Here is a 19470-nt window from a genome sequence, read left to right on the forward strand (position 1 = left end):
ACTGCTGTTGTCGCACTCGCCGTTGACGGTGTGACCAACCCGTGCTGCGTGAGCAGCCGGTCCGCCCACACCGTCGATGAGAACGGGGGCGTCTCCACCGAGGTCTGCGACCTCGTTCCCATGCGCCGTCACCCGTGCTCATCTCCCCGAGACGCGGGCATCCTTCTCGCGCCTCACCGTCTCCACCATCTCCATCTGTTCGACGACCATCACCGATCCACTCCGAAAGGACACCGCCATGGCACGTTCCGACGTCCTGGTCAGCACCGAATGGGCTGAGCAGAACCTCAATGCCGACAAGACCGTCTTCGTCGAGGTCGACGAGGACACCTCGGCCTACGACGGCGGGCACATCGCCGGCGCCGTCAAGCTCGACTGGAAGACCGACCTGCAGGATCCGGTCCGCCGCGACTTCGTCGATGCCGAACAGTTCGGCAAGTTGCTCTCCGAGCGCGGGATCGCGAACGACGACACCGTGATCCTCTACGGCGGCAACAACAACTGGTTCGCTGCGTACGCCTACTGGTACTTCAAGCTGTACGGCCACAACGACGTCAAGCTCCTCGACGGCGGCCGCAAGAAGTGGGAACTCGACGGGCGCCCGCTGTCCAGCGACGCCGTCAGCCGTCCCGCCACGACCTACAAGGCCGGCGAGCCGGATGTCAGCATCCGCGCGTTCCGCGATGAGGTCGTCGATGCCATCGGCACCAAGAACCTCGTCGACGTGCGTAGCCCGGACGAGTTCTCCGGCAAGATCCTCGCGCCGGCCCACCTCCCGCAGGAGCAGAGCCAGCGTCCCGGTCACATCCCGAGCGCGATCAACGTGCCGTGGAGCAAGGCCGCCAACGAGGACGGCACCTTCAAGTCCGACGAGGAGCTCAAGGAGCTCTACGGCGAGGCCGGACTCGACGGCTCGAAGGACACCATCGCGTACTGCCGCATCGGCGAGCGGTCGAGCCACACCTGGTTCGTGCTGAAGGAACTGCTCGGCCAGCAGAACGTCAAGAACTACGACGGCAGCTGGACCGAGTACGGCTCGCTGATCGGCGTCCCGATCGAACTCGGAGAAGGAAAGTAAGAGATATGTGTGCTGCACCCAAGCAGGGACAGAAGCTGCCCGCTGGCGTCGACGTGGAGAAGGAGACCGTCCTGACCGGACAGGTCACCGACGGCTCGGGTTCGCCCGTCGCCGGCGCCTTCGTGCGTCTGCTCGACTCGACCGGTGAGTTCACCGCCGAGGTCGTGGCATCGCCCACCGGCGACTTCCGTTTCTTCGCCGCCCCCGGCACCTGGACGCTGCGCGCCCTGTCTGCGGTGGGCAACGGCGACGTGACGATCAGCCCCGAGGGCCCCGGCATCCACGAGAAGGACATCACCGTCTCGAAGTGACGCCACGCTCGACCCGGCAGCCCGGTCACCGCACCCGCGGTGACCGGGCTGTCTCGTTCTCACCGCCCCTGCGGAGGGAGCCCGCGACCGCCACCGCCCCCTGAGGAGAGAGCCTGCGACCGCCACCGCCGCCCCCTGAGGAGAGAGCCTGCGACCGCCACCGCCGCCCCCTGAGGAGGGAGCCTGCGACCGTCACGAAGGGCCCACCCCTCGACGGCGCCCTGACCACGCCGGGGTTAGAATTTCCCTCGTGGTCCTCTTCTTCGAAATCCTGCTGATCCTGGCCGCCGTGCTGATCACCTGGTTCGGTGTCTACACCCTGTACCGTCTGGTGACCGACGAGTCGTGACGTCCTCACCCGGAGATCCGGCCGCGGACGGCCCCGCCGGCGCGGAGTCATCCGGTGACGGGTTCGCCGCCGAAGCCCGCCGGTCGGGCGACGAGGCGATCAGTCAGGCCGAGGCCCGGGCGGTGGAGTCCGGCAGCCGTGAACGCAACGTCCCCACATGGGACGACCTGCCGCTCCCGGCCGACACCGCCAACCTCCGCCTCGGCGCCGACCTCCATCCGGGCCTCCTCGCACTCCTCCCGCTCGTCGGCGTATGGCGCGGCGAGGGCGAAGGGCACGATCCCCAGACGGACACCGACTATCACTTCGCTCAGCAGATCGTCGTGTCCCACGATGGCCAGAACTTCCTCACCTGGGAGTCCCGCTCATGGGTGATCGACGACGATGCTGCCTACCAGCGGCCCGACCTCCGCGAGTCCGGGTTCTGGCGGATCGGTGAGGACGACACCATCGAATTGCTCCTCGCCCACGCCGAGGGCTCGATCGAACTATTCTACGGCACTCCCCTGAACCAGACCACCTGGGAACTCGCCACCGACGTCGTCATCAAGGCCGAATCAGGTCAACGCACCGGCGGCGCCAAACGCCTGTACGGACTCGTCGCCGACGGCGACCTCGCCTACGTCGAGGAGCGCGTCGACGCCGACGGGGACCTCACCCCACGGCTCTCCGCCAAGCTGCGCCGCCACGTCGGCTGATCCACCTCATCGACGGAACCCGCGGCAGGGACGCGCGCCCTGCTCCCGACGGCTCGCACATTCGCCCCGCTCGCTTCGCTCCCGGCGGCTCCCACATTCGCCCCGCTCGCTTCGCTCCCGGCGGCTCGCACATTCGCCCCGCTCGCTTCGCTCCCGGCGGCTCGGCCGCCGATCCGAGAACGCAAGGTACAGATTGCGTTTCGGTAGCGCGCTGTACACCGGCGCGCCGAGCATGATGACGACCGAACCGTAGGCGGTGACCTCCCCCGGCCGTCCCGCCCAACCGGGATGCACGGTTCCCGACCTCGACATGTACGGGGCGTGCCCGGCCGTGCCGCCACCCCGGCGACCGACGACCGAGAACACCTCGGCGCGGGCGGACTGCGGGGAGAATTCGAAGACGGCACGCCCACCCGGTGGGCATTCGACGAAGGTGAACTCCGTGCCGGACCGGTGGACCACCCCGATCCAGTCGCTGCCCGAGTTGCGTACGACGAACGTCGAACCGCCCGTCCGGTACTGGTACGAGACACCGGCCGCCGCGGCATCGCGTATGTGCCGACCGGAGACACCGCCGTTCCACTCCGCGCTCCACGGGGTGAGATATCGCTGGTCGAGGAACTCGCGGCGGGTGGGGATCGGAACCGTCACCGGCATCACCCGCCCGTCGCGCACCCACACCGCGCCGTACAGAACCGGCCGGCCGTCCGCGGTGCGGGGGGCCTGAAGGTAGGTGAGCGAATCCATCTCCGGCAGAGCGATTTCCGAACCGGGAGTCAAGAGTTCGACATACGACCGGCCATCCGCGAGCAGGACCACGGCAGCCACGTCGTGCACACCGCGGTTGTGGACGGCGATGCGGTCACCGGCCTCCCGCGACAGGTCCTCGGCGTGGAACAAGCCGGCGGCGTGCGGGTCGGCGAACGCGAATCGGGGTGCCGACGCCGCCCCGAAGTCCGGGTCGCCCGGGGTCCAGTAGTTCTCGCCCACCACGGGTTCGATGCGATCGCGATCCTGCGTCCCGACCGCCGCGGCGACATGCATGGTCACCATCTCTTCTTCTCCCTCTCGACGCCCCGGCGGGCGCCGTGGACTCTGCTCCCAGTCCAGCGGTTTCGCGCCGCGGTTTCGCGAGTACTGCGCTACGCGAATCTCGTAGCGCTGCCCTACCTGCGCCCGGATCGGTTTCGGATGGAACCGGGACGCAGATCGAGTCGACGCAGCAGCTGTGCGTTCAGCGCCACGACCACCGTCGAGGCGGACATCAGGATCGCGCCGACACTCATGGGCAGGACGAACCCGATCGGCGCCAGGATCCCGGCCGCCAACGGCACCGAGATGAGGTTGTAACCCGCTGCCCACCAGAGGTTCTGCGCCATCTTCCGGTAGCCGGCACGCGACAGCTCGATGACCGACAGGACCGATCGCGGATCAGAGGAGGCGAGGATGACGCCGGCCGAGCCGATGGCCACGTCGGTGCCGGCACCGATCGCGATCCCGACGTCGGCCTGCGCGAGTGCGGGGGCGTCGTTGACGCCGTCGCCGACCATCGCGACGCGACGACCTTCGTGCTGCAGGTCCGCGACGATGGCGGCCTTGTCCTCGGGCCGGACCCCGGCGTACACCCGGTCGATGCCCAACCGGCCGGCGACATCGTCGGCCACCGCCTGCGCGTCGCCGGTGATCATCACGACCTGCACGTCGAGAGCGTGGAGTTCGTCCACGGCCACACGCGACTCCGGACGGACCTCGTCGGCGAGCCGGAACGCCCCCACGACACGATCGTCGACGAGCACGTGCAGGATGATCGCCCCCTGCTCCCGCCACGACGACGCGACGGGCAGTTCGTCGAAGCCGTGCTCGGCGAGCAGGTTGGGTCCACCCACCCGGACCCCGTGGCCGTCGACGGACGCGGACACCCCCACCGCGGGCGACGATGAGAAGTCCTGTGCGACGGGCAGATCGATTCCCTCATCTCGAGCGGCCCGCACGATCGCCGAGGCCAGCGGATGCTCACTGCCCGTCTCCGCGGCGGCCGCGAGGGTCAGCACTCGACGCCGGTCCTGTCCGGGAGCCGGTTCGAGCTCGAGGACGGTCGGTTCTCCCTTCGTCAGGGTGCCGGTCTTGTCGAAGAGCACGGCGTCGACGTTGCGCATCGACTCGAGGGCGAGCCTGTCCTTGATCAGGACCCCGGCGCGGGCGGCCCGCTCTGTCGCGATGGAGACGACGAGCGGGATCGCGAGCCCCAACGCGTGGGGGCATGCGATGACCAGCACCGTGATCACGCGAACGACGGCCTCGTCGGGCGATCCGACCGCGGTCCAGGCGATCGCGGTGAGCACCGCGGCGCCGAGTGCGAACCAGAACAGCCACCCGGCCGCGGTATCGGCGAGTCGCTGGGCCCGTGACGACGAAGCCTGCGCATCGGCGACGAGGCGTCCGATCCCGGCCAGCGCGGTGTCGTCGCCGGTCGCGGTCACGCGGACCCGCAGTCCGGAATCGGTCGCGACGGTGCCGGCGACCACGACGTCACCGACCTCCCGCCGAACGGGTGCCGACTCCCCGGTGACCATCGACTCGTCCATGCTCGCCGAACCGTCGACGATGGCGCCGTCGGCGGGCACGGACCCGCCGGGCCGGACGACCACCACGTCGCCGACGACCAGTTCGTCGGGAGCTACCGAGATGATGTCGGTGCCCACGACCTTCTCGGCCTCGTCCGGGAGGAGCGCGGCGAGTGAGTCGAGAGCCGATGTCGTCCGGGCCAGCGAGCGCATCTCGATCCAGTGGCCGAGCAGCATGATCACGACGAGCAGTGCCAGCTCCCACCAGAAGTTCAGGTGGTGGTCGAACAGGTGCAGCGTCGAACCCCAGGACGCAACGAAGGCGACGGTGAGCGCGAGGGAGATCAGAAGCATCATCCCCGGGCGACGAGCTCGGAGCTCGGCGGCCGCGCCGACGAGGAACGGGCGCCCGCCCCACAGGTAGAGAACTGTGCCGAGCAGCGGTGACACCCACCGGACCCACTCCGCGTCGGGCAGACCGTAGCCGAGTATGTCGGCGAACATGTCGTTGAAGGCCACGGTCGGGACCGCCAGCACGAGCATGATCCAGAACAGTCGCCGGAACTGCGCGACGTGGTCGCCGTGGCCCGCATGGCTGGCATGTCCGCCGTGGCCGGTGTGATCGGCGCGCCCCTCGTGGCCGTCGTGCCCGGGATCGACCTGGGGGCGGTGCGCGTGGTCGGCCGGTGCCGGCGTTGTCGGTGGATGGTCGTGGTGCGTGTTCATGAAGTCGAGGATATACCCCCCTAGGGTATCCACGCCAGTGGTACGTCTACCCGGTAGGGGTATTGCCGGGCCGTCTGTAGACATGGAACGGCCCCCGCACCGCCCTCGAAGGGCCTGCGCCGACCGGACCGGGTCGGGATGCGGGGGCCGGGTGACCACCTGGTATTCGCTTGCGCCGACCGGCGGGAATCCCGCCTCGGTGCGACACGAATGCCACACGGTCAACTGCTAACGGATGGTCACCTCACATGTCCGATGAGAAATCACTATCAGACCACCTCCTTCCTTGTGTACCCGCGAACGTACGCCCGATTCGGGCGGGCCGCAACGGATTAAGGCGGTCAGGGAGTCGGCACCGGCGCCACGGACGGACCGGGAGCCGGGGACGGCGCACCGGAGGGTGCCGAACTCGGGCCGGGCAGCGGCTTCGCATCGGGCGGCAATGACTCGACGACCTCGATCTTCGATCGGAACGTGTCGTCGGTGATCACCTCGATCGAGTTGATCATCCAGCGGTCGCCCTCACGTTTCATGTCGAAGGTCAGCCGCGACGGGTTGATGCTCACGAGTTCCTTGTTGCCGCGGGTCACCGACTGATTCATGAAAATCAGGACCTGCGAGGTGTCCGCGGTGTTGGTCACCACACCCGCGTCCTGGATCGTCACCTCGGACACCACCGACTGCTTGCGCACCTCGGCGGCGAGATTGTTGTCGGTGATCAGCTTCGTGTACTCCGGCTTCGCCGGCCCGGTGAGCACACTCATCGACTGATCGATGTGCTCGGTGACGTTCTCGGCGTTGTACCCGAACATCGTCGTCGCATAGTCCCGGGCCGCCGCCAGCGACGATGCGCGAGCGTCCTCGACCGCGCGGCCCTGGGTGAAGCGAAAACCGAGAAATGCGGTCACGGCGATCGCGGCGACCAGCACCACGCCGAGTGCGATCAGACCCAGGCGCCCCTTGCGCAGGGCGAATCGAGATCCGGTCGACTTCCGCGCGGACTCGGATCGGGGCGCGGACTCGGAGCGGGCCGACATCACGCCACCCACTCGAAGTCGGTCATCTTGAGGTCGCCGTTGATCCGCGTCATGTCCACCCGCCAGCGGAACACCTTCTCCTGTGACGGCACCTCGCCGTCGAGCGATCGCTGATGCCAGCCGAACACCATGATGACCGAGCCTTCGTCGGGTTCGGCCTTGGTCACCGCGGACGAGAGGATGAGCGAGCGGGTCTCGAGCTTGCCGTCCCGGACAAGGGCCGCCACCTGCTGGATGTTGTTCTGAACCTCCTGCTTGACCTTGCCGCTCGTGTCCTCTTGCACCGAGGTCAGCGTCTGGTCGACGGTGTCGGGATTCATGCTGGTGAGATTCACGAGAACCTGTGAGGCGAATGCCGAATACTCGGCGCGCAGGTCGTCGGTCCGGTCCTGGCGCGCGATACCCAGGGCGAACACGACAGATGCGATGGCACAGACGACGATGACCACCAGTGCCACCACAACGCCCACGACCGCTCGCGGCGAGCGCCGCCCGGACCCGCGATACCTGATGCCGCGCTTGCGTTTCGGTGTGCCCGTGGACGCCGCGGCCGTCCGGGCACGCCGGCGCTCACGGTAGCTGACGGTCTTCTCGACCTCGGACGGGTCGGGCGCGATCGCCTGTTCCGCCGAATCCGGCTCTGCCGGGGATGTCGAGTCCGGTTTTGCCGGGGATGCCACCGAAGTCGTCTCCCGCGCCACGTCCTCGACACCGGCCGCCGGCTCGACGGCCGCGGCACTCGCGTCGGCGGGAACCTCGGGTGCGGGCGTCGACACGGCCGCCGTCGACGGCTTCTTCCCCACCGGGCGTCCACGCCGGATCGGCGCCGATCGCACGGGCCGCTTCGCATTCCGGCGATCGCCCGAACCCGCACGATCCGCGCCGCTCCGACTCGGGGACGTCGTGCCGGGACCGTCCGGCGTCACGGGGTGACCGTCCCGCTGATCATCGTCTGCCATGTACTGCTCTGTTCCTGCTCATCACTGCCGGCCCCGGCGTTGTAGGTCTTCCCGTCGGGCCCGATGAAGTCACCCGAGTCCGGGTCGTAGGTCGTCGCATACACCGCGGGCTCCGCGTCGAAGTCCTTCGGTGTGCCGGGTGTCACGGTACCGGAGGAGGCCGGCTGCCATTTCAGGCCGAACGGCAGCCCACTCTGGAACGGGTCGACCGAGCCCGGTTTCGGTACGTAGCCTGTGGCACACTCTGCGGGGGTGGGTGCGCGACGGCCCGGAAACTCCGCGCACGGATAGTTACGCGCACCGCGGACGGCGATGTTGGAGTTCTGCGGCACCCGGCACAGCATTCCCGGCGGGAGCTCCCGGGCGGTCTGCACCGACGGCCAACGCCAGTCCTCCTTGGGGAGGAAACCGATGTTGCACGGCGGCCGGTCCTGGAAACCGAGCGAGAAGTTCACGTTCGGACCGAACCGGTTGGTGCCGGTGTTCACGGCCGTGATCAACGAACTGACCAGTCGCGGATAGAGAACGAGCACCTGCTTCCAGTTCGGCAGGTACACCACCTGGGTCTTGGCGATCGTACCGAGGTTCGACACGAGCAACGGGTATGAGGCACCGAGGGATTCGAAGAGTTCCTGACTCTTCGACGCGGTCGACGGCCCCTTGCGCAGGATGTCGCCGATCTCGGGCCGGTTCGCCCGCAACTGATCGGTGAACGCGGTGACGTTTCTTGTCCAGGAACGGATGTCGTCGGCCGTACGTGACTGGGTTGCCAGCAGTGGTGCGCCCTGTTCGACGAGTTGGATTGTCGTGTCGGTGTTCTTGTTCGCCTCGTCGACGAACAGCACCATCGAGTCCAGCAGGCGCTGCAACGCCTCCCCGGTGCCGTTGAACGCGATGAACGCCTCGTCCATCAGCGACCGCAAACGGGTGTCACCGATCTCGGCCAGCAGGCGGTCGGCCTGGTCGAGCATCGCCGAGATCTCCACCGGGACCTCGTCGGTCGACACCGTCGCGCCGTCCTGCAGGTATTCGCCGGACTCGCCCGCCTCGGGATCCGGCGTGAACTCGACGAACTGCTCACCGATCGCGGAGACGCTGCGCACCGACGCGGTCGACGAAGCCGGGATCTCCGCGCTGTTCTCGATCGTCAGCACCGCTTCGACGCCGGTGTCGGTCAGCTGCACGGAGTCGACCTTGCCGACGTACACGCCGCGGTAGCTGACGTTCGCGTTCTGGTACAGCCCACCGCTGGTGGGCAGCAGCAGCTGCACCTGGTAACTGCCGACCCCGAACATCGACGGGATGCGGATGTAGAACAGCGCCATCACCACCATCGCGACCACGGTCACGATGGCGAAGATCATCAGCTGCATCCGGACGAATCTCGTGATCTTCATCAGCGGCCACCTCCCGCGGCCGGGACTGCCGCCGGCGTGGTCGGCGAGACCCGCGGGACCATGTTCGCCGGAATCGGTTCGGCCGAGTCGGGCACGCGTTCGCCGCCCGGTTGCAGGGGCGCGATGAACGGGTTCAGTCCGCGCGCGGCGGCGCCTGCGGGCCGTCCGAAGACGCCCTCGGGGCCGGTGACGCCGAGGCTGGCGAACATGCTCTTGCTCAGTCGTTCGACGGTGAGGTCGAGCACCAGATCGGAGTTCACGTAGTCACCCTTGACGATCTGTCGGATCGTCGGCTCGTAGAACGGGAAGGTCAGCAGGATGTTCAGCGATTGAGTCATCGCGGGACCCGCGGCCTGGAGCTGATCGAGGGCCGGTTCGATCCCCTCCACGATCGTCACGATGTCCTCGGAGTTGGCGTCGAGGATGTCGTTGGCGGTCTTCGACAGCGTCGCGACCGAACCGAGAGTGTCGAGGAACTGCTGACGCTGGTCGACGAGCAACTGCAGGATCTGCGGGGCGTCGGCGAGCGCCCGCTCGATGGTGCCCTTCTGCTCGTTCATGGTGCGCGACAACCGGTCGAGTCCCTCGGTCGCGCGGATGATGTTGCCCTTCTGCGCATCCAGATCGGCGACGAGGGTGTTCAACCGCGGGATGAGCTCCTTGATCTGCTCCTCGCGTCCGCCGAAGACGTCGCTCATCTCGTGCACGATGTCGCCGATCTGCGACAACCCACCGCCGTTGAGGACCACCGACAGCGAACTCAGCACCTGCTCGGTACTGGGGTAGGTACACGCCGACACCTGTTGTGCCGCATTGATGTCGGGCACCGCGGGCACCGACGGGTCGGTCACGATGTTGGACTGCTCGGGACACTTGGTCAGGGGGATCTGGTCGCCGGGTTCGAGCCGGCCGCCCTCGGGCTCGGCCGGTTGCACGATCTCGAGGTGCGTCGAACCCAGCACACTGGTCAGCCCGACCATGACATGCGAACCGCGCGGGACGATCACCCCGTCGTTGAGCCGCATCGTGACGAGCGCGTTCCAGTCCTGGACCTCGATGTCGCCGATGCTGCCGACCGTCGCGTCGTCGATGAGCACCGGCGCGTTGTTGACCAGTCCGGCCGCCGACGGGATGACCGCGGTGATCTCGTAGGATTCACCGCCGGTACCTTCGGCTCCAGGGACCGGGAGCGAGTTGGGGCCGTCGAAGGAACATCCGGCGAGGACGAGCGCGAGGCTCGCCGCGCCCGCGATGAGCGAACCACGGGGTCGTACCGATCTCATCGCTCACCCCCGAACGGCACCAGCAGATCCTCGAGCGGGCTGCCCCGGTTGTCACGACGGGTCTCGTTGTCGAGCCGGGTGACCCCGGCATTCGCACGAGCCCGGACGCTCGCGTTCTGGTACTCGAGCTGGCTCGGCGTGGCGTTGCGACCCTGCACCGGATTGGTCAGGAACGGTGGGTAGTTCATCGAGATCGACGACAGGACCGGAGCCAGGATCTCCACACACTTGTCGACATCCGCCATCGTCGATCCCGGCCGCTTGGTGGATTCCATGGTTCCGCACAACAGAGTGATGAGATTTGTTCCCATCCCCAAACCGAAGACACCCGACAGGGATCCCGAAAGCGGGTTGTAGATGTTGTAGAAGTTCGCGAGCTGGTTGGGCGCCGAATGCAACACGCCACGCACCTGTTCGTCCTTGTCCGCCACGATCTTCGTACTCGCGGCCAGACGCTCCACCGATGACGACAGCGCCGTCTGATTGGTGTCGATGAAGGTCTGCACATCGGTCATCGCCGCGTCGAGACCTTTGAGCGCCTCATCGAGCTCGGTCGTGTTGTCCGCGAGCACGGAACTGACCGAGGCGATCCGGCCGTTGAACTGCACGAGTTGCTCGTGGCTTCCCGACAATGCATCGGTGAGTTTCTGAAGACTCTGGACGGTGGCGAACAGGTCGCCGCTGCCGGCTGCGAGGGTGCCGATCACGTCGGACACCTCCCGGATCGACGCGTTGATCGCCTCGCCGTTGCCCTCGAGATTCTCGTCGAAGACGTTCACCGCCTTGGCCGCCGAGCCCGGATCGGCCCCTTGCGGACCGATGGCCTCGGTGAGTCGGGTGAGCTGGGCCTTGATGTCGTCCCACTCCATCGGCACCGCGGTGCGGTCCATCGGGATGTCGGCGCCGTCGGACATCTCCGGCCCACCGGAGTAGACCGGCGTCAGCTGTACGAACCGACCGGAGACCAGGCTCTGCGCGACGATGACGGCCTTCGCGTCCTGCGGGATGTCGACGCTCTTGTCCACGCGCAGTTCGACTTTCACGTCGTTCTCGCGCGGGGTGATCGCGGAGACGCTACCCACGTTCACACCGAGCACCCGGACCGGGTCCCCCTTGTACAGACTGGCGACCCCGGCGAAGTAGGCGGTGAACGTATTCGTCGTCGACTTGGTGAACACCTTCCAGCCCACGAGGACCAGGGCGACCGCGAGAATCACGGCGAGTACCCCGAAGAGCACCTTGCGTCCGATGGACATACTTCCGACGGTCATGTCACCTCCCCCTCGTGGTCGGCGCGGGCGTGGGATAGGTCGGGCTGGGCAGTGGTCCGCGCGGCGTATCGCTACCCGCTGGAGGTCCCAGGCTCCAGCCCTGTGGAAGCAGCGGGTTGCCCGTGTACATCAGCGACTGCCACAGCTGCGGGTACCGACCGCGCAGGGCGTTGAGGAACACCGCGGTGTAGTCGCCGAAGGTGTTCACGCCGACGAGGGAATCGAAGTTCGGGCCCGACGCCACTGCTTCGCCGAGGGTGTTTGCGAACGGTCCGAGACGGTCGATCGTCTCCTTCAGCTCTTTCTCGTTGTCGGTGAGGATCGTCGCGACGCGGTCGAACTTCTGCAGCACGGGCGTCAGCTGCGCGTTGTTCTCGGCGATGAAGCCCCGCAGCTGAGCGGTGACGTCACCGATCCCCTTGATCAGCTGGTTGAGCGCGTAGCGCCGCATCTCGATCTCCCCGACGAGCGCGTTGGCGTCGATGAGCAACCGGTTGATCTGTTCGTTGCGGTCGCCGACGATCTTGCTCACCTGGTTGGCCTTGGCGAGCAGCGCCCGCAGTTCCTTGTCGCGGTCGGCGACCGCTTTCGACAGCCGCGCAACACCGTTGACCGCCCCCTGGACCTGATCCGGTGTCTCGGAGAACGTGATCGTCAGCGTGTTGAGCGCCTCGTTGAGCTGGTCGGTGTCGGTGTCGGCGACGGTGTCGGTCGCTCCTTCGAGTGCGTCCTGCAGCGAATACGGCGAGATCGTGTTGCCGACCGGGATCGAGCCACCGGGCTTGATCCGGTCGCCTCCGTGCGGGATGACCGTGAGATTGCGTCGGCCCAGGACGGTCTCGGTCCGGATCGCGGCCTGGGAGTCCGACCCCATCTCGACGGTGTCGTCCATGCGGAACCCGACCTTGACCTTGGTCCCGGCGTCGGTACCGGCCAGTTCGATCGACTCGACGGTGCCCACCTGGACCCCGGACACGGACACGATGTCGCCCTTGGCGAGTCCGCCGGCGTCGTCGAAATAGGCACTGTAGGTGCTGATCGGCGAGAGATAGGGCAACTTGTCCATCTGCATGGCGGTGATCACCACCAGACCGATCACGACGATGCCGATGACGCCGACCTGGGCGCGGCTGCGCTGCCCGCGCTTCACCTCGCGGGCGACGTCGGCCTCGTCGGATTCGGATCTGCGGCTCGAGAACAGGCCCCCGAACGGAAGACTCATGAGCCGTCACACCTTCCGCCGGCCGTCGTGGTATTGCCCATCACGTTGTTCGACGTGTACAGGATCGTCTGGCCACCGGGCGCCGGCAGCATCAGCCGGATGCGGCAGAAGTAGAGTTGAAGCCACGCGCCGTAGGAGCCCAGGTTCGACAACGTCTTGTAGTCCTCGGGGAGTCGTGAGATCAGGTTGCGGACAAAGGGTTCCGCGGCCAGCAGCTCCTCCGAGACCCGACCGGTGTTGGTCACCATCGACTGCAGGGTCGGGCGGGTCGTCCCCAGCAGGTCGGCGAGACCGTTGGTGACACGGGAGGTCTGGGTCAGCGCGTTGCCGATGGTGCCCTTCTGCTCGGCGAGCCCGGTCACCAGTTGTTGCAGGAGGTCGACGCTGGTGTCGAGGCCCTCGCGGTCGCCGTCGAGCGTGGCGAGGGTCGTGTTGAGGTTGTCGATGACGTCGCCGATCAGTTCGTCGCGGTCGGCGAGCGTGTTGGTGAACGACGAGGTGTTCTCCAGCAGCGTGTTCAACGCGCCGCCCTGTCCCTGGAACACCGCGATCAGCGAGCTGGTCAGCGCATTGGCCTCGTCGGCGTCCAGAGTCCGGAACAGCGGTTTGAAGCCACCGACGAGCTTGTCGAGATCGAGCGCGGGCTCGGTCTGGGCGACCGGGATCTGGGCGCCGTCGGCGAGGAAGGTGGAGGTGTCGCCGGTCCCCTGTTGCAGCTCGAGATACCGGTCGCCGGTGAGGTTCTCGTATCGGATCAGCGCGCGGACCGATTCCGGTAGCGGATACTGCTGGTCGACGCTGAAGGTGATGACGGCGTCGTTGTCACGGTTCAGTTCGACGCCGCCGACGGACCCGACCTCGACGCCGGCGATCTTGACCTTGCTGCCCGACTGCATCGCCGAGGCGCTCGTGAAGACGGCGCTGTACTCGTTCGACGCCCCGGAGCGGTATCGGCTGAAGACGACCACCAGCGCCACGAACACCAGGACCATCACCACCGTGAAGGCGCCCAGCTTGATCAGGGTCGCGCGGAACGCGCGGGCGCGATTATCCACGGGGGGGGCTCTCCGAACAGGATCTGGAACAGCTTCTGTGAGTTCGCCTTCGGCTTGGTTCTGGGTTGATAGGGCTGCGGCGCATTGTTTCCGACGTAGAACGGCGCGTGCACCTTGGTCGCCGGATCACCCAGCCCGCCCTGGCACGTCGGCGGGCCCTCTACCCCGACACGGGGCAGGTCGTACGGATATTGATACGGATCCTTGCCGGGGAGGATGCTCGCGTCGAGCATCAGCATGCCGTTGCGCTCACCGAGGAACGGTGCCGCGACCTCCGACGCGACCGCACTCGCGGTCAGGAAGCACTTGATCCCGGGCGCGTTGTAACCGAGCAGCGCGGCAATGGGATCGAGGTCGGACAGCGCACCGATGAGCGTGTTCTTCGACGGCGCGATGACCCCGTTGATGGTGTTCGCCATCCCGGTGGCATTGATGAGCAGGGCGTCGAGGTTGGACGTGTTGTCCACCAACGTGTTCCCGACGACGGTGAAGTTGTCGACGGTGCGCAGCAGATCCGGCATCGAGTCCGCGTACACGTTGGTGACGGTCGCACCTTCCCGGAACAGCCGGTTCAGCGCGGGCAGATGGGGATTGGTCTTGCCGAGCAGTGCGGTCAGCTGCTCGAGGGCGACGCCGATCTCCTCACCCTGCCCCTGCAGCGCGGTGTCGATCGCACCGAGCGTCGCGTTGAGCTTCTCCGGCTGCAGCTGTGCGAGCACCGAGACGAGCTGCTGGTACACGGTGTTCAGTTCGACGACGACGCGGTCGGCGGGGATCTCGGCACCCGCGGTCAGCGTACCCTCCGGCTCGCCGGGCACCACGAAGTTGACGGCCTTGGCGCCGAAGATGGTGTTCGACTTGATGTCGGCGGCCACATTGGCGGGGATCTTCGCCATATCACCGTCGGCGATGTCGAGGGTGAGGATCGCGTCGCCCCCGCGCTCGGTGATCTCCGCGACGCGCCCCACCTCGACGCCGCGCAGCTTGACCTTGGCGTCGGGGTTCATCACCAGGCCGGCCCGGGGAGCCACGAGGGTGACCTGCTGGGTTCCCTGGAAAGCACCGAGGAACGACGCGCTGGCCCCGATGATCAGGGCCAGCAGCACCGCGACCATGACCACCGCCGCCGTCCGGCGGGTCGCCCGTGAACGCTCTTGTCTCCTGCTCATCGCTCAGCCCGCCAGGTTGAACTTGCCGTCGGCGCCATAGATGGCGAGGGAGGTCAGAAGTGTGATCACGACCACAACAACGAGCGATGCGCGGACCGCGTTCCCGACAGCGACACCGACGCCGACCGGCCCGCCCGAGGCGTTGTAGCCGTAGTACGTGTGGATCAGCATGACGGCGACCGCCATACAGATCGCCTGCACGAACGACCACAGGATGTCCGACGGGATGAGGAACGTGTCGAAGTAGTGGTCGTACACGCCGGGCGACTGTCCGTAGAGGAACACCGTCGCCGAGCGGCTCGCGAGGAACGACGCCAGTGACGCCAGCGCGTAGAGCGGGATGATCGCGATCAGCCCGGCGATGATGCGCGTGGACACCAGGTACGGGATGGACGAGATCGCCATCGTCTCGAGCGCGTCGATCTCCTCCGAGACGCGCATGGCACCGAGCTGCGCCGTCGCGCCCGCACCGATGGTCGCGGCGAGGGCGATACCGGAGATCACCGGGACGGCGATGCGCACATTGATGAACGCCGAGAAGAAGCCGGTGAGGGCCTCGACGCCGATGTTGGCCAGCGAGCTGTAACCCTGGACGGCGATGGTGCCGCCGGTGAAGAGGGTCAGGAACCCGACGACCACGACGGTGCCGCCGATCATCGCCAGCGCGCCGGTGCCCATGGAGATCTCGGCGATGAGCCGCAGCGTCTCCTTCTTGTAGTGCTTGATCGCACGCGGGATCGACACGACGCTGTCCCAGTAGAACAGCGCCTGGTCGCCGATCTGATCCCAGTCCTCGCCGGCTCGCTTGGCCGCGACGCGCGCGGTCCGGAACCGGGTGGTGAACGGAAGTACCATCGCTCAGCCCGCCGTTGCCTTGAGACCGACCGCCGTCACGACGACGTTGACGACGAACAGCGCCATGAACGAGTACACGACGGTCTCGTTGACGGCATCGCCGACGCCCTTCGCGCCGCCTTTGACGTTGAGTCCCTGGTAGCAGCCGACCATCCCGGCGAACAGACCGAACAGAGCGGCCTTGACCATCGAGATCATCAGCTCGCCGAACCCGGTGAGCAGGGTCAGGTTGGCAACGAACGCACCGGGATTCACATCCTGGAGGTAGACGGAGAAGATGAATCCGCCGCCGATGCCGATCGTGCAGACGAGGCTGTTCAGCAGCAAGGCCACCCCGGTGGAGGCCACGATGCGCGGGACCACCAGCCGGTGGATCGGGTTGATGCCGAGCACCTTCATCGCGTCGATCTCTTCGCGGATGGTCCGGGCGCCGAGGTCGGCGCAGATCGCGGTGGCGCCGGCACCGGCGACGATCAGCACGGTGACGATCGGGCCGATCTGGGTGACGGTGCCGAGAGCGGCACCCGCGCCGGACAGGTCCTGCGCGCCGATCTCGCGCAACAGGATGTTCAGGGTGAAGCTGACGAGAACCGTGAACGGGATGGCGACCAGGAGGGTGGGCACCATCGACACGCGGGCGATCGCCCAGGACTGTTCGACGGTCTCCCGCCACTGGAACGGACGGTGGAACAGCTCGCGCGCCGACTCGACGCCGAGCGCCACGAAATCACCGATTCCACTGAGGGGTGTGGCCAGTTTGCTCAGCATCGCCCAACCCCCTTCACCCTCGCACCATCGCGAAACCTATCACGCACAATCGAGCTGAATTGGTCAGTTGACCAGAGCGCTTGCCGAGAATGTGCGTCCCGGATCGCGGTCGGCGAAGTGTCCCGTCAGGGTCTTCGCGAGGTCATCGGCGGACCACGCATCACCCTCGGCGACGAAGACCTCGTCGACGGTCGGCGCGGCCATCAGGGTGACCTTGGGACCGTAGACGACGAACACCTGACCGGTGACGGCGTCGGAGTCGGAGCCGGCGAGGTAGGTGACCAGCCGCACGACATGCTCGGGATCGAGAGGGTCCACTCCGTCGGTGGGTGCGTCGCCGAAGACGGCGGCGGTCATCGCGGTCCGCGCCCGCGGGCAGATCGCGTTGGCGCGCACGCCGTATCGCTTGAGGGCACGCGAGGCCGACAGCGTGAGTGCGGTGATACCCGCCTTCGCGGCGCCGTAGTTGGCCTGCCCTTCGGGACCCAGCAGCCCGGCCTCCGAGGCGGTGTTGATGATCCGGCCGAACACCGGGCCGCCCGCCTCCTTGGAGGCCGCGCGCCAGTGCGCCGCCGCATTGCGGGTGAGCAGGAAGTGTCCGCGCAGGTGTACGCGGATCACCAGGTCCCACTCGTCGTCGGTCATGTTGAACAGCATCTTGTCGCGCACCACGCCGGCGTTGTTCAGGACGATGTCGAGCGAGCCGAGCTGGTCGGTCGCCGTCGTCATGATGGCGGCGGCGGTGGCCGAGTCGCCGATGTCGCCGGGCACCGCGACCGCGCGGCCGCCGGCGGCGGTGATCGTGTCGATCACGTCGCTCTGATCAAGCGCCGCGGGGAGGTCGTTCACGACGACCGTGGCCCCCTCGGCCGCCAGTCCGATGGCCTCCGCACGACCGAGACCAGCACCTGCACCGGTGACGACCGCGACGCGACCGTCCAACGTGTAACCCACCCGATTTCCTCCTGAGCTAAAACTAGAACCTGTTCTAGCATGGTTCGCGGATGGATGGAACATATCGGCGTTTTCGCTCGGGTCAGTCCTCGACGACGGTCAGCGCCGACTTCGGACAGTTGGCGGCGACCTGACGCAGTTCCTCGACACGGTCCGCGGGGATGTCTTCTTGGAGAATCACCAGGTAGTCGTTGTCATCCAGATCGAAGAAGTCCGGAGCCATCCCCACGCAGATGGCGTTGGACTCGCAGAGGTCGAAATCTGCCTTGATACGCATCGGAACCGTCTCCTCGTCGATAAGTCACCTGTTGACTGGGCTGTGAGAACAGGTTAGAACGTGTTTCAGAAGTGCACGAGCACTTCGTCTGTCAACTTGACCATAAGCCGGGACCGGACGCTAGCCGATCCACCCCTTGGAGTGTCGATGCGCATCGCCTATACCGACCAACAAGCCGAGCTCCGAAGGGAACTCCGCGACTACTTCTCCGGCCTCATGACCGAGGAACGTCGTGCCGCCCTGTCGGGCGGCGACGGTGAACTCGGCGAGGGCGACGCGTACCGTGACGTCGTCGCGCAGATGGGCGCCGACGGCTGGCTCGCCCTGGGCTGGCCCACCGAGTTCGGTGGCCAGAACAGGTCGATGATGGACCAGCTGATCTTCACCGACGAGGCGGCGATCGCGGGTGCACCCGTCCCGTTCCTCACCATCAACTCCGTGGCGCCGACGATCATGAACTACGGGTCGGACGAGCAGAAGGCGTACTTCCTCCCCCGGATCGCGGCGGGCAAACTGCACTTCTCCATCGGGTACTCCGAGCCGGGCGCCGGCACCGACCTCGCCGCACTGCGGACCACCGCGGTCCGCGACGGCGACGACTACGTCATCAACGGCCAGAAGATGTGGACCAGTCTGGTCGCCTACGCCGACTACATCTGGTTGGCCTGCCGCACCGATCCGTCGACGCTGGAACCGGGCGGCAAGAAGCACAAGGGCATCTCGATGCTCATCGTGCCCACCACCGCCGAGGGCTTCAGTTACACGCCGGTGCACACCATGTCGGGGGTGGACACCAGCGCGACCTACTACCAGGACGTCCGGGTCCCCACGTCGTCGATCGTCGGCGAGGAGGGCGGCGGGTGGCCGCTGGTCACCAACCAGCTCAACCACGAGCGGGTCGCGCTCTGCAGCGCGGCGCCGATCCAGACCGCCCTGCGCGAGACGATCGCGTGGGCTCAGCAGACCAAGACCGGCGACGGTCATCGGGTGATCGACGCCCCATGGGTGCAGCAGAACCTGGCCCGCGTCCACGCCAAGGTCGAGTTCCTCAAGCTGATCAACTGGAAGATCGCCTCGGTCGCGAGTTCCGGCGGATCGCCGAGCCCGGCCGACGCCTCCGCGACGAAGGTCTACGGCACGGAGTTCGCCACCGAGGCCTACCGACTCCTCATGGAGGTCGTCGGACCGGCCGCGACGCTGCGAACCGGAAGCACCGGCGCGCACCTGAACGGTCGCCTGGAGCGGTTCCAGCGCACGTCGCTGATCCTCACGTTCGGCGGCGGCACCAACGAGATCCAGCGCGACATCATTGCGATGCTCGCCCTCGGCCTGCCGCACCAGCGCAGATAGCCCCGACCGCTGGTTGAGCAGCCAGCGAGCACGCCCCCGCTGGTTGAGTAGCCCCGAGCGAGCGCAGCGAGCACCCGCCCCACCCGCTGGTTGAGTAGCCCCGAGCGAGCGCAGCGAGCACGCGGCGTATCGAAACCACCAACCGCA

Annotated in this window: 18 protein-coding genes; 4 read left to right on the forward strand and 14 right to left on the reverse strand. The window is 67.0% G+C overall.

Translation table 11 applies throughout. The features are described from left to right. Positions 1 to 238 precede the first annotated feature (238 nt). The 3 genes from LEL84_RS10100 to LEL84_RS10110 all read left to right on the forward strand — a co-directional run bounded on the left by LEL84_RS10100 (position 239) and on the right by LEL84_RS10110 (position 2436). Positions 239 to 1078, forward strand: coding sequence for a sulfurtransferase (locus LEL84_RS10100; protein ID WP_058253541.1), 840 nt, complete (start codon positions 239 to 241; stop codon positions 1076 to 1078). 5 nt (positions 1079 to 1083) lie between these two features. Next, complete coding sequence (locus LEL84_RS10105) at positions 1084 to 1389, forward strand: DUF1416 domain-containing protein (RefSeq protein ID WP_010840619.1); 306 nt, start codon at positions 1084 to 1086, stop codon at positions 1387 to 1389. A 345-nt stretch (positions 1390 to 1734) separates the two neighbouring features. Further along, positions 1735 to 2436 carry an FABP family protein gene (locus tag LEL84_RS10110; protein WP_058253542.1) on the forward strand — a complete coding sequence of 234 codons (702 nt, stop codon included), beginning with the start codon at positions 1735 to 1737 and terminating at the stop codon, positions 2434 to 2436. Positions 2437 to 2442: 6 nt separating this feature from the next. Here the strand turns inward: LEL84_RS10110 and LEL84_RS10115 are convergent, their stop codons facing one another. The 14 genes from LEL84_RS10115 to LEL84_RS10180 form a co-directional block, all read right to left on the reverse strand. Beyond that, the gene (locus tag LEL84_RS10115; protein WP_226513957.1) at positions 2443 to 3489 is read right to left on the reverse strand and encodes a hypothetical protein; all 1047 of its coding nucleotides are present in this window, start codon (positions 3487 to 3489) and stop codon (positions 2443 to 2445) included. 113 nt (positions 3490 to 3602) lie between these two features. Further along, positions 3603 to 5726 carry a heavy metal translocating P-type ATPase gene (locus LEL84_RS10120; RefSeq protein ID WP_226513958.1) on the reverse strand — a complete coding sequence of 708 codons (2124 nt, stop codon included), beginning with the start codon at positions 5724 to 5726 and terminating at the stop codon, positions 3603 to 3605. A gap of 341 nt (positions 5727 to 6067) precedes the next feature. Beyond that, positions 6068 to 6763 carry a hypothetical protein gene (locus tag LEL84_RS10125; protein WP_223259067.1) on the reverse strand — a complete coding sequence of 232 codons (696 nt, stop codon included), beginning with the start codon at positions 6761 to 6763 and terminating at the stop codon, positions 6068 to 6070. After that, complete coding sequence (locus tag LEL84_RS10130) at positions 6763 to 7689, reverse strand: hypothetical protein (protein ID WP_226514282.1); 927 nt, start codon at positions 7687 to 7689, stop codon at positions 6763 to 6765. Before LEL84_RS10130 ends, LEL84_RS10125 begins: the two co-directional genes overlap by 1 nt. Further along, positions 7686 to 9119, reverse strand: coding sequence for an MCE family protein (locus LEL84_RS10135; RefSeq protein ID WP_058253545.1), 1434 nt, complete (start codon positions 9117 to 9119; stop codon positions 7686 to 7688). The genes LEL84_RS10130 and LEL84_RS10135 overlap by 4 nt, the downstream gene beginning before the upstream one ends. Next, positions 9119 to 10402 (reverse strand): MCE family protein, encoded by a 1284-nt coding sequence (locus LEL84_RS10140; RefSeq protein WP_226513959.1) that lies wholly within the window; start codon positions 10400 to 10402, stop codon positions 9119 to 9121. The genes LEL84_RS10135 and LEL84_RS10140 overlap by 1 nt, the downstream gene beginning before the upstream one ends. After that, positions 10399 to 11673 (reverse strand): MCE family protein, encoded by a 1275-nt coding sequence (locus LEL84_RS10145; RefSeq protein WP_226513960.1) that lies wholly within the window; start codon positions 11671 to 11673, stop codon positions 10399 to 10401. The genes LEL84_RS10140 and LEL84_RS10145 overlap by 4 nt, the downstream gene beginning before the upstream one ends. A gap of 1 nt (position 11674) precedes the next feature. Further along, positions 11675 to 12895 carry an MCE family protein gene (locus tag LEL84_RS10150; protein ID WP_065629747.1) on the reverse strand — a complete coding sequence of 407 codons (1221 nt, stop codon included), beginning with the start codon at positions 12893 to 12895 and terminating at the stop codon, positions 11675 to 11677. Beyond that, a complete protein-coding gene (locus LEL84_RS10155; RefSeq protein ID WP_065629748.1) occupies positions 12892 to 13950 on the reverse strand; it encodes an MCE family protein in 1059 nt (352 codons plus the stop codon). The genes LEL84_RS10150 and LEL84_RS10155 overlap by 4 nt, the downstream gene beginning before the upstream one ends. Next, positions 13914 to 15065 (reverse strand): MCE family protein, encoded by a 1152-nt coding sequence (locus LEL84_RS10160; RefSeq protein ID WP_226514283.1) that lies wholly within the window; start codon positions 15063 to 15065, stop codon positions 13914 to 13916. The genes LEL84_RS10155 and LEL84_RS10160 overlap by 37 nt, the downstream gene beginning before the upstream one ends. 57 nt (positions 15066 to 15122) lie before the next feature. After that, positions 15123 to 15974, reverse strand: coding sequence for an MlaE family ABC transporter permease (locus tag LEL84_RS10165; RefSeq protein ID WP_137810434.1), 852 nt, complete (start codon positions 15972 to 15974; stop codon positions 15123 to 15125). A gap of 3 nt (positions 15975 to 15977) precedes the next feature. After that, complete coding sequence (locus LEL84_RS10170) at positions 15978 to 16742, reverse strand: MlaE family ABC transporter permease (protein ID WP_065629749.1); 765 nt, start codon at positions 16740 to 16742, stop codon at positions 15978 to 15980. A gap of 63 nt (positions 16743 to 16805) precedes the next feature. Continuing rightward, on the reverse strand, positions 16806 to 17696 hold the full coding sequence (locus LEL84_RS10175; protein WP_137810435.1) for a 3-oxoacyl-ACP reductase: 891 nt from the start codon (positions 17694 to 17696) through the stop codon (positions 16806 to 16808). Positions 17697 to 17778: 82 nt separating this feature from the next. Beyond that, positions 17779 to 17973, reverse strand: a complete 195-nt coding sequence (locus LEL84_RS10180) for a ferredoxin (RefSeq protein ID WP_065629750.1) — start codon at positions 17971 to 17973, stop codon at positions 17779 to 17781. A gap of 147 nt (positions 17974 to 18120) precedes the next feature. Here LEL84_RS10180 and LEL84_RS10185 point away from each other — a divergent pair, with 147 nt between their 5' ends. After that, the gene (locus LEL84_RS10185; protein ID WP_058253575.1) at positions 18121 to 19323 is read left to right on the forward strand and encodes an acyl-CoA dehydrogenase family protein; all 1203 of its coding nucleotides are present in this window, start codon (positions 18121 to 18123) and stop codon (positions 19321 to 19323) included. Positions 19324 to 19470 lie beyond the last annotated feature (147 nt).

Origin of the sequence: Gordonia sp. WA4-43, assembly GCF_020520305.1 — a bacterium.
GTDB classification, from domain to species: Bacteria; Actinomycetota; Actinomycetes; order Mycobacteriales; family Mycobacteriaceae; genus Gordonia; species Gordonia hongkongensis.

Excerpts from the sequence above, each read along its gene's own strand:
- LEL84_RS10100 (WP_058253541.1), top strand. The coding sequence starts at position 239 with ATGGCACGTTCCGACGTCCTGGTCAGCACCGAATGGGCTGAGCAGAAC.
- LEL84_RS10105 (WP_010840619.1), top strand. The coding sequence starts at position 1,084 with ATGTGTGCTGCACCCAAGCAGGGACAGAAGCTGCCCGCTGGCGTCGAC.
- LEL84_RS10115 (WP_226513957.1), bottom strand. The coding sequence starts at position 3,489 with ATGGTGACCATGCATGTCGCCGCGGCGGTCGGGACGCAGGATCGCGAT.
- LEL84_RS10120 (WP_226513958.1), bottom strand. The coding sequence starts at position 5,726 with ATGAACACGCACCACGACCATCCACCGACAACGCCGGCACCGGCCGAC.
- LEL84_RS10125 (WP_223259067.1), bottom strand. The coding sequence starts at position 6,763 with ATGTCGGCCCGCTCCGAGTCCGCGCCCCGATCCGAGTCCGCGCGGAAG.
- LEL84_RS10135 (WP_058253545.1), bottom strand. The coding sequence starts at position 9,119 with ATGAAGATCACGAGATTCGTCCGGATGCAGCTGATGATCTTCGCCATC.
- LEL84_RS10140 (WP_226513959.1), bottom strand. The coding sequence starts at position 10,402 with ATGAGATCGGTACGACCCCGTGGTTCGCTCATCGCGGGCGCGGCGAGC.
- LEL84_RS10145 (WP_226513960.1), bottom strand. The coding sequence starts at position 11,673 with ATGACCGTCGGAAGTATGTCCATCGGACGCAAGGTGCTCTTCGGGGTA.
- LEL84_RS10150 (WP_065629747.1), bottom strand. The coding sequence starts at position 12,895 with ATGAGTCTTCCGTTCGGGGGCCTGTTCTCGAGCCGCAGATCCGAATCC.
- LEL84_RS10160 (WP_226514283.1), bottom strand. The coding sequence starts at position 15,065 with ATGGTCGCGGTGCTGCTGGCCCTGATCATCGGGGCCAGCGCGTCGTTC.
- LEL84_RS10165 (WP_137810434.1), bottom strand. The coding sequence starts at position 15,974 with ATGGTACTTCCGTTCACCACCCGGTTCCGGACCGCGCGCGTCGCGGCC.
- LEL84_RS10170 (WP_065629749.1), bottom strand. The coding sequence starts at position 16,742 with ATGCTGAGCAAACTGGCCACACCCCTCAGTGGAATCGGTGATTTCGTG.
- LEL84_RS10180 (WP_065629750.1), bottom strand. The coding sequence starts at position 17,973 with ATGCGTATCAAGGCAGATTTCGACCTCTGCGAGTCCAACGCCATCTGC.
- LEL84_RS10185 (WP_058253575.1), top strand. The coding sequence starts at position 18,121 with ATGCGCATCGCCTATACCGACCAACAAGCCGAGCTCCGAAGGGAACTC.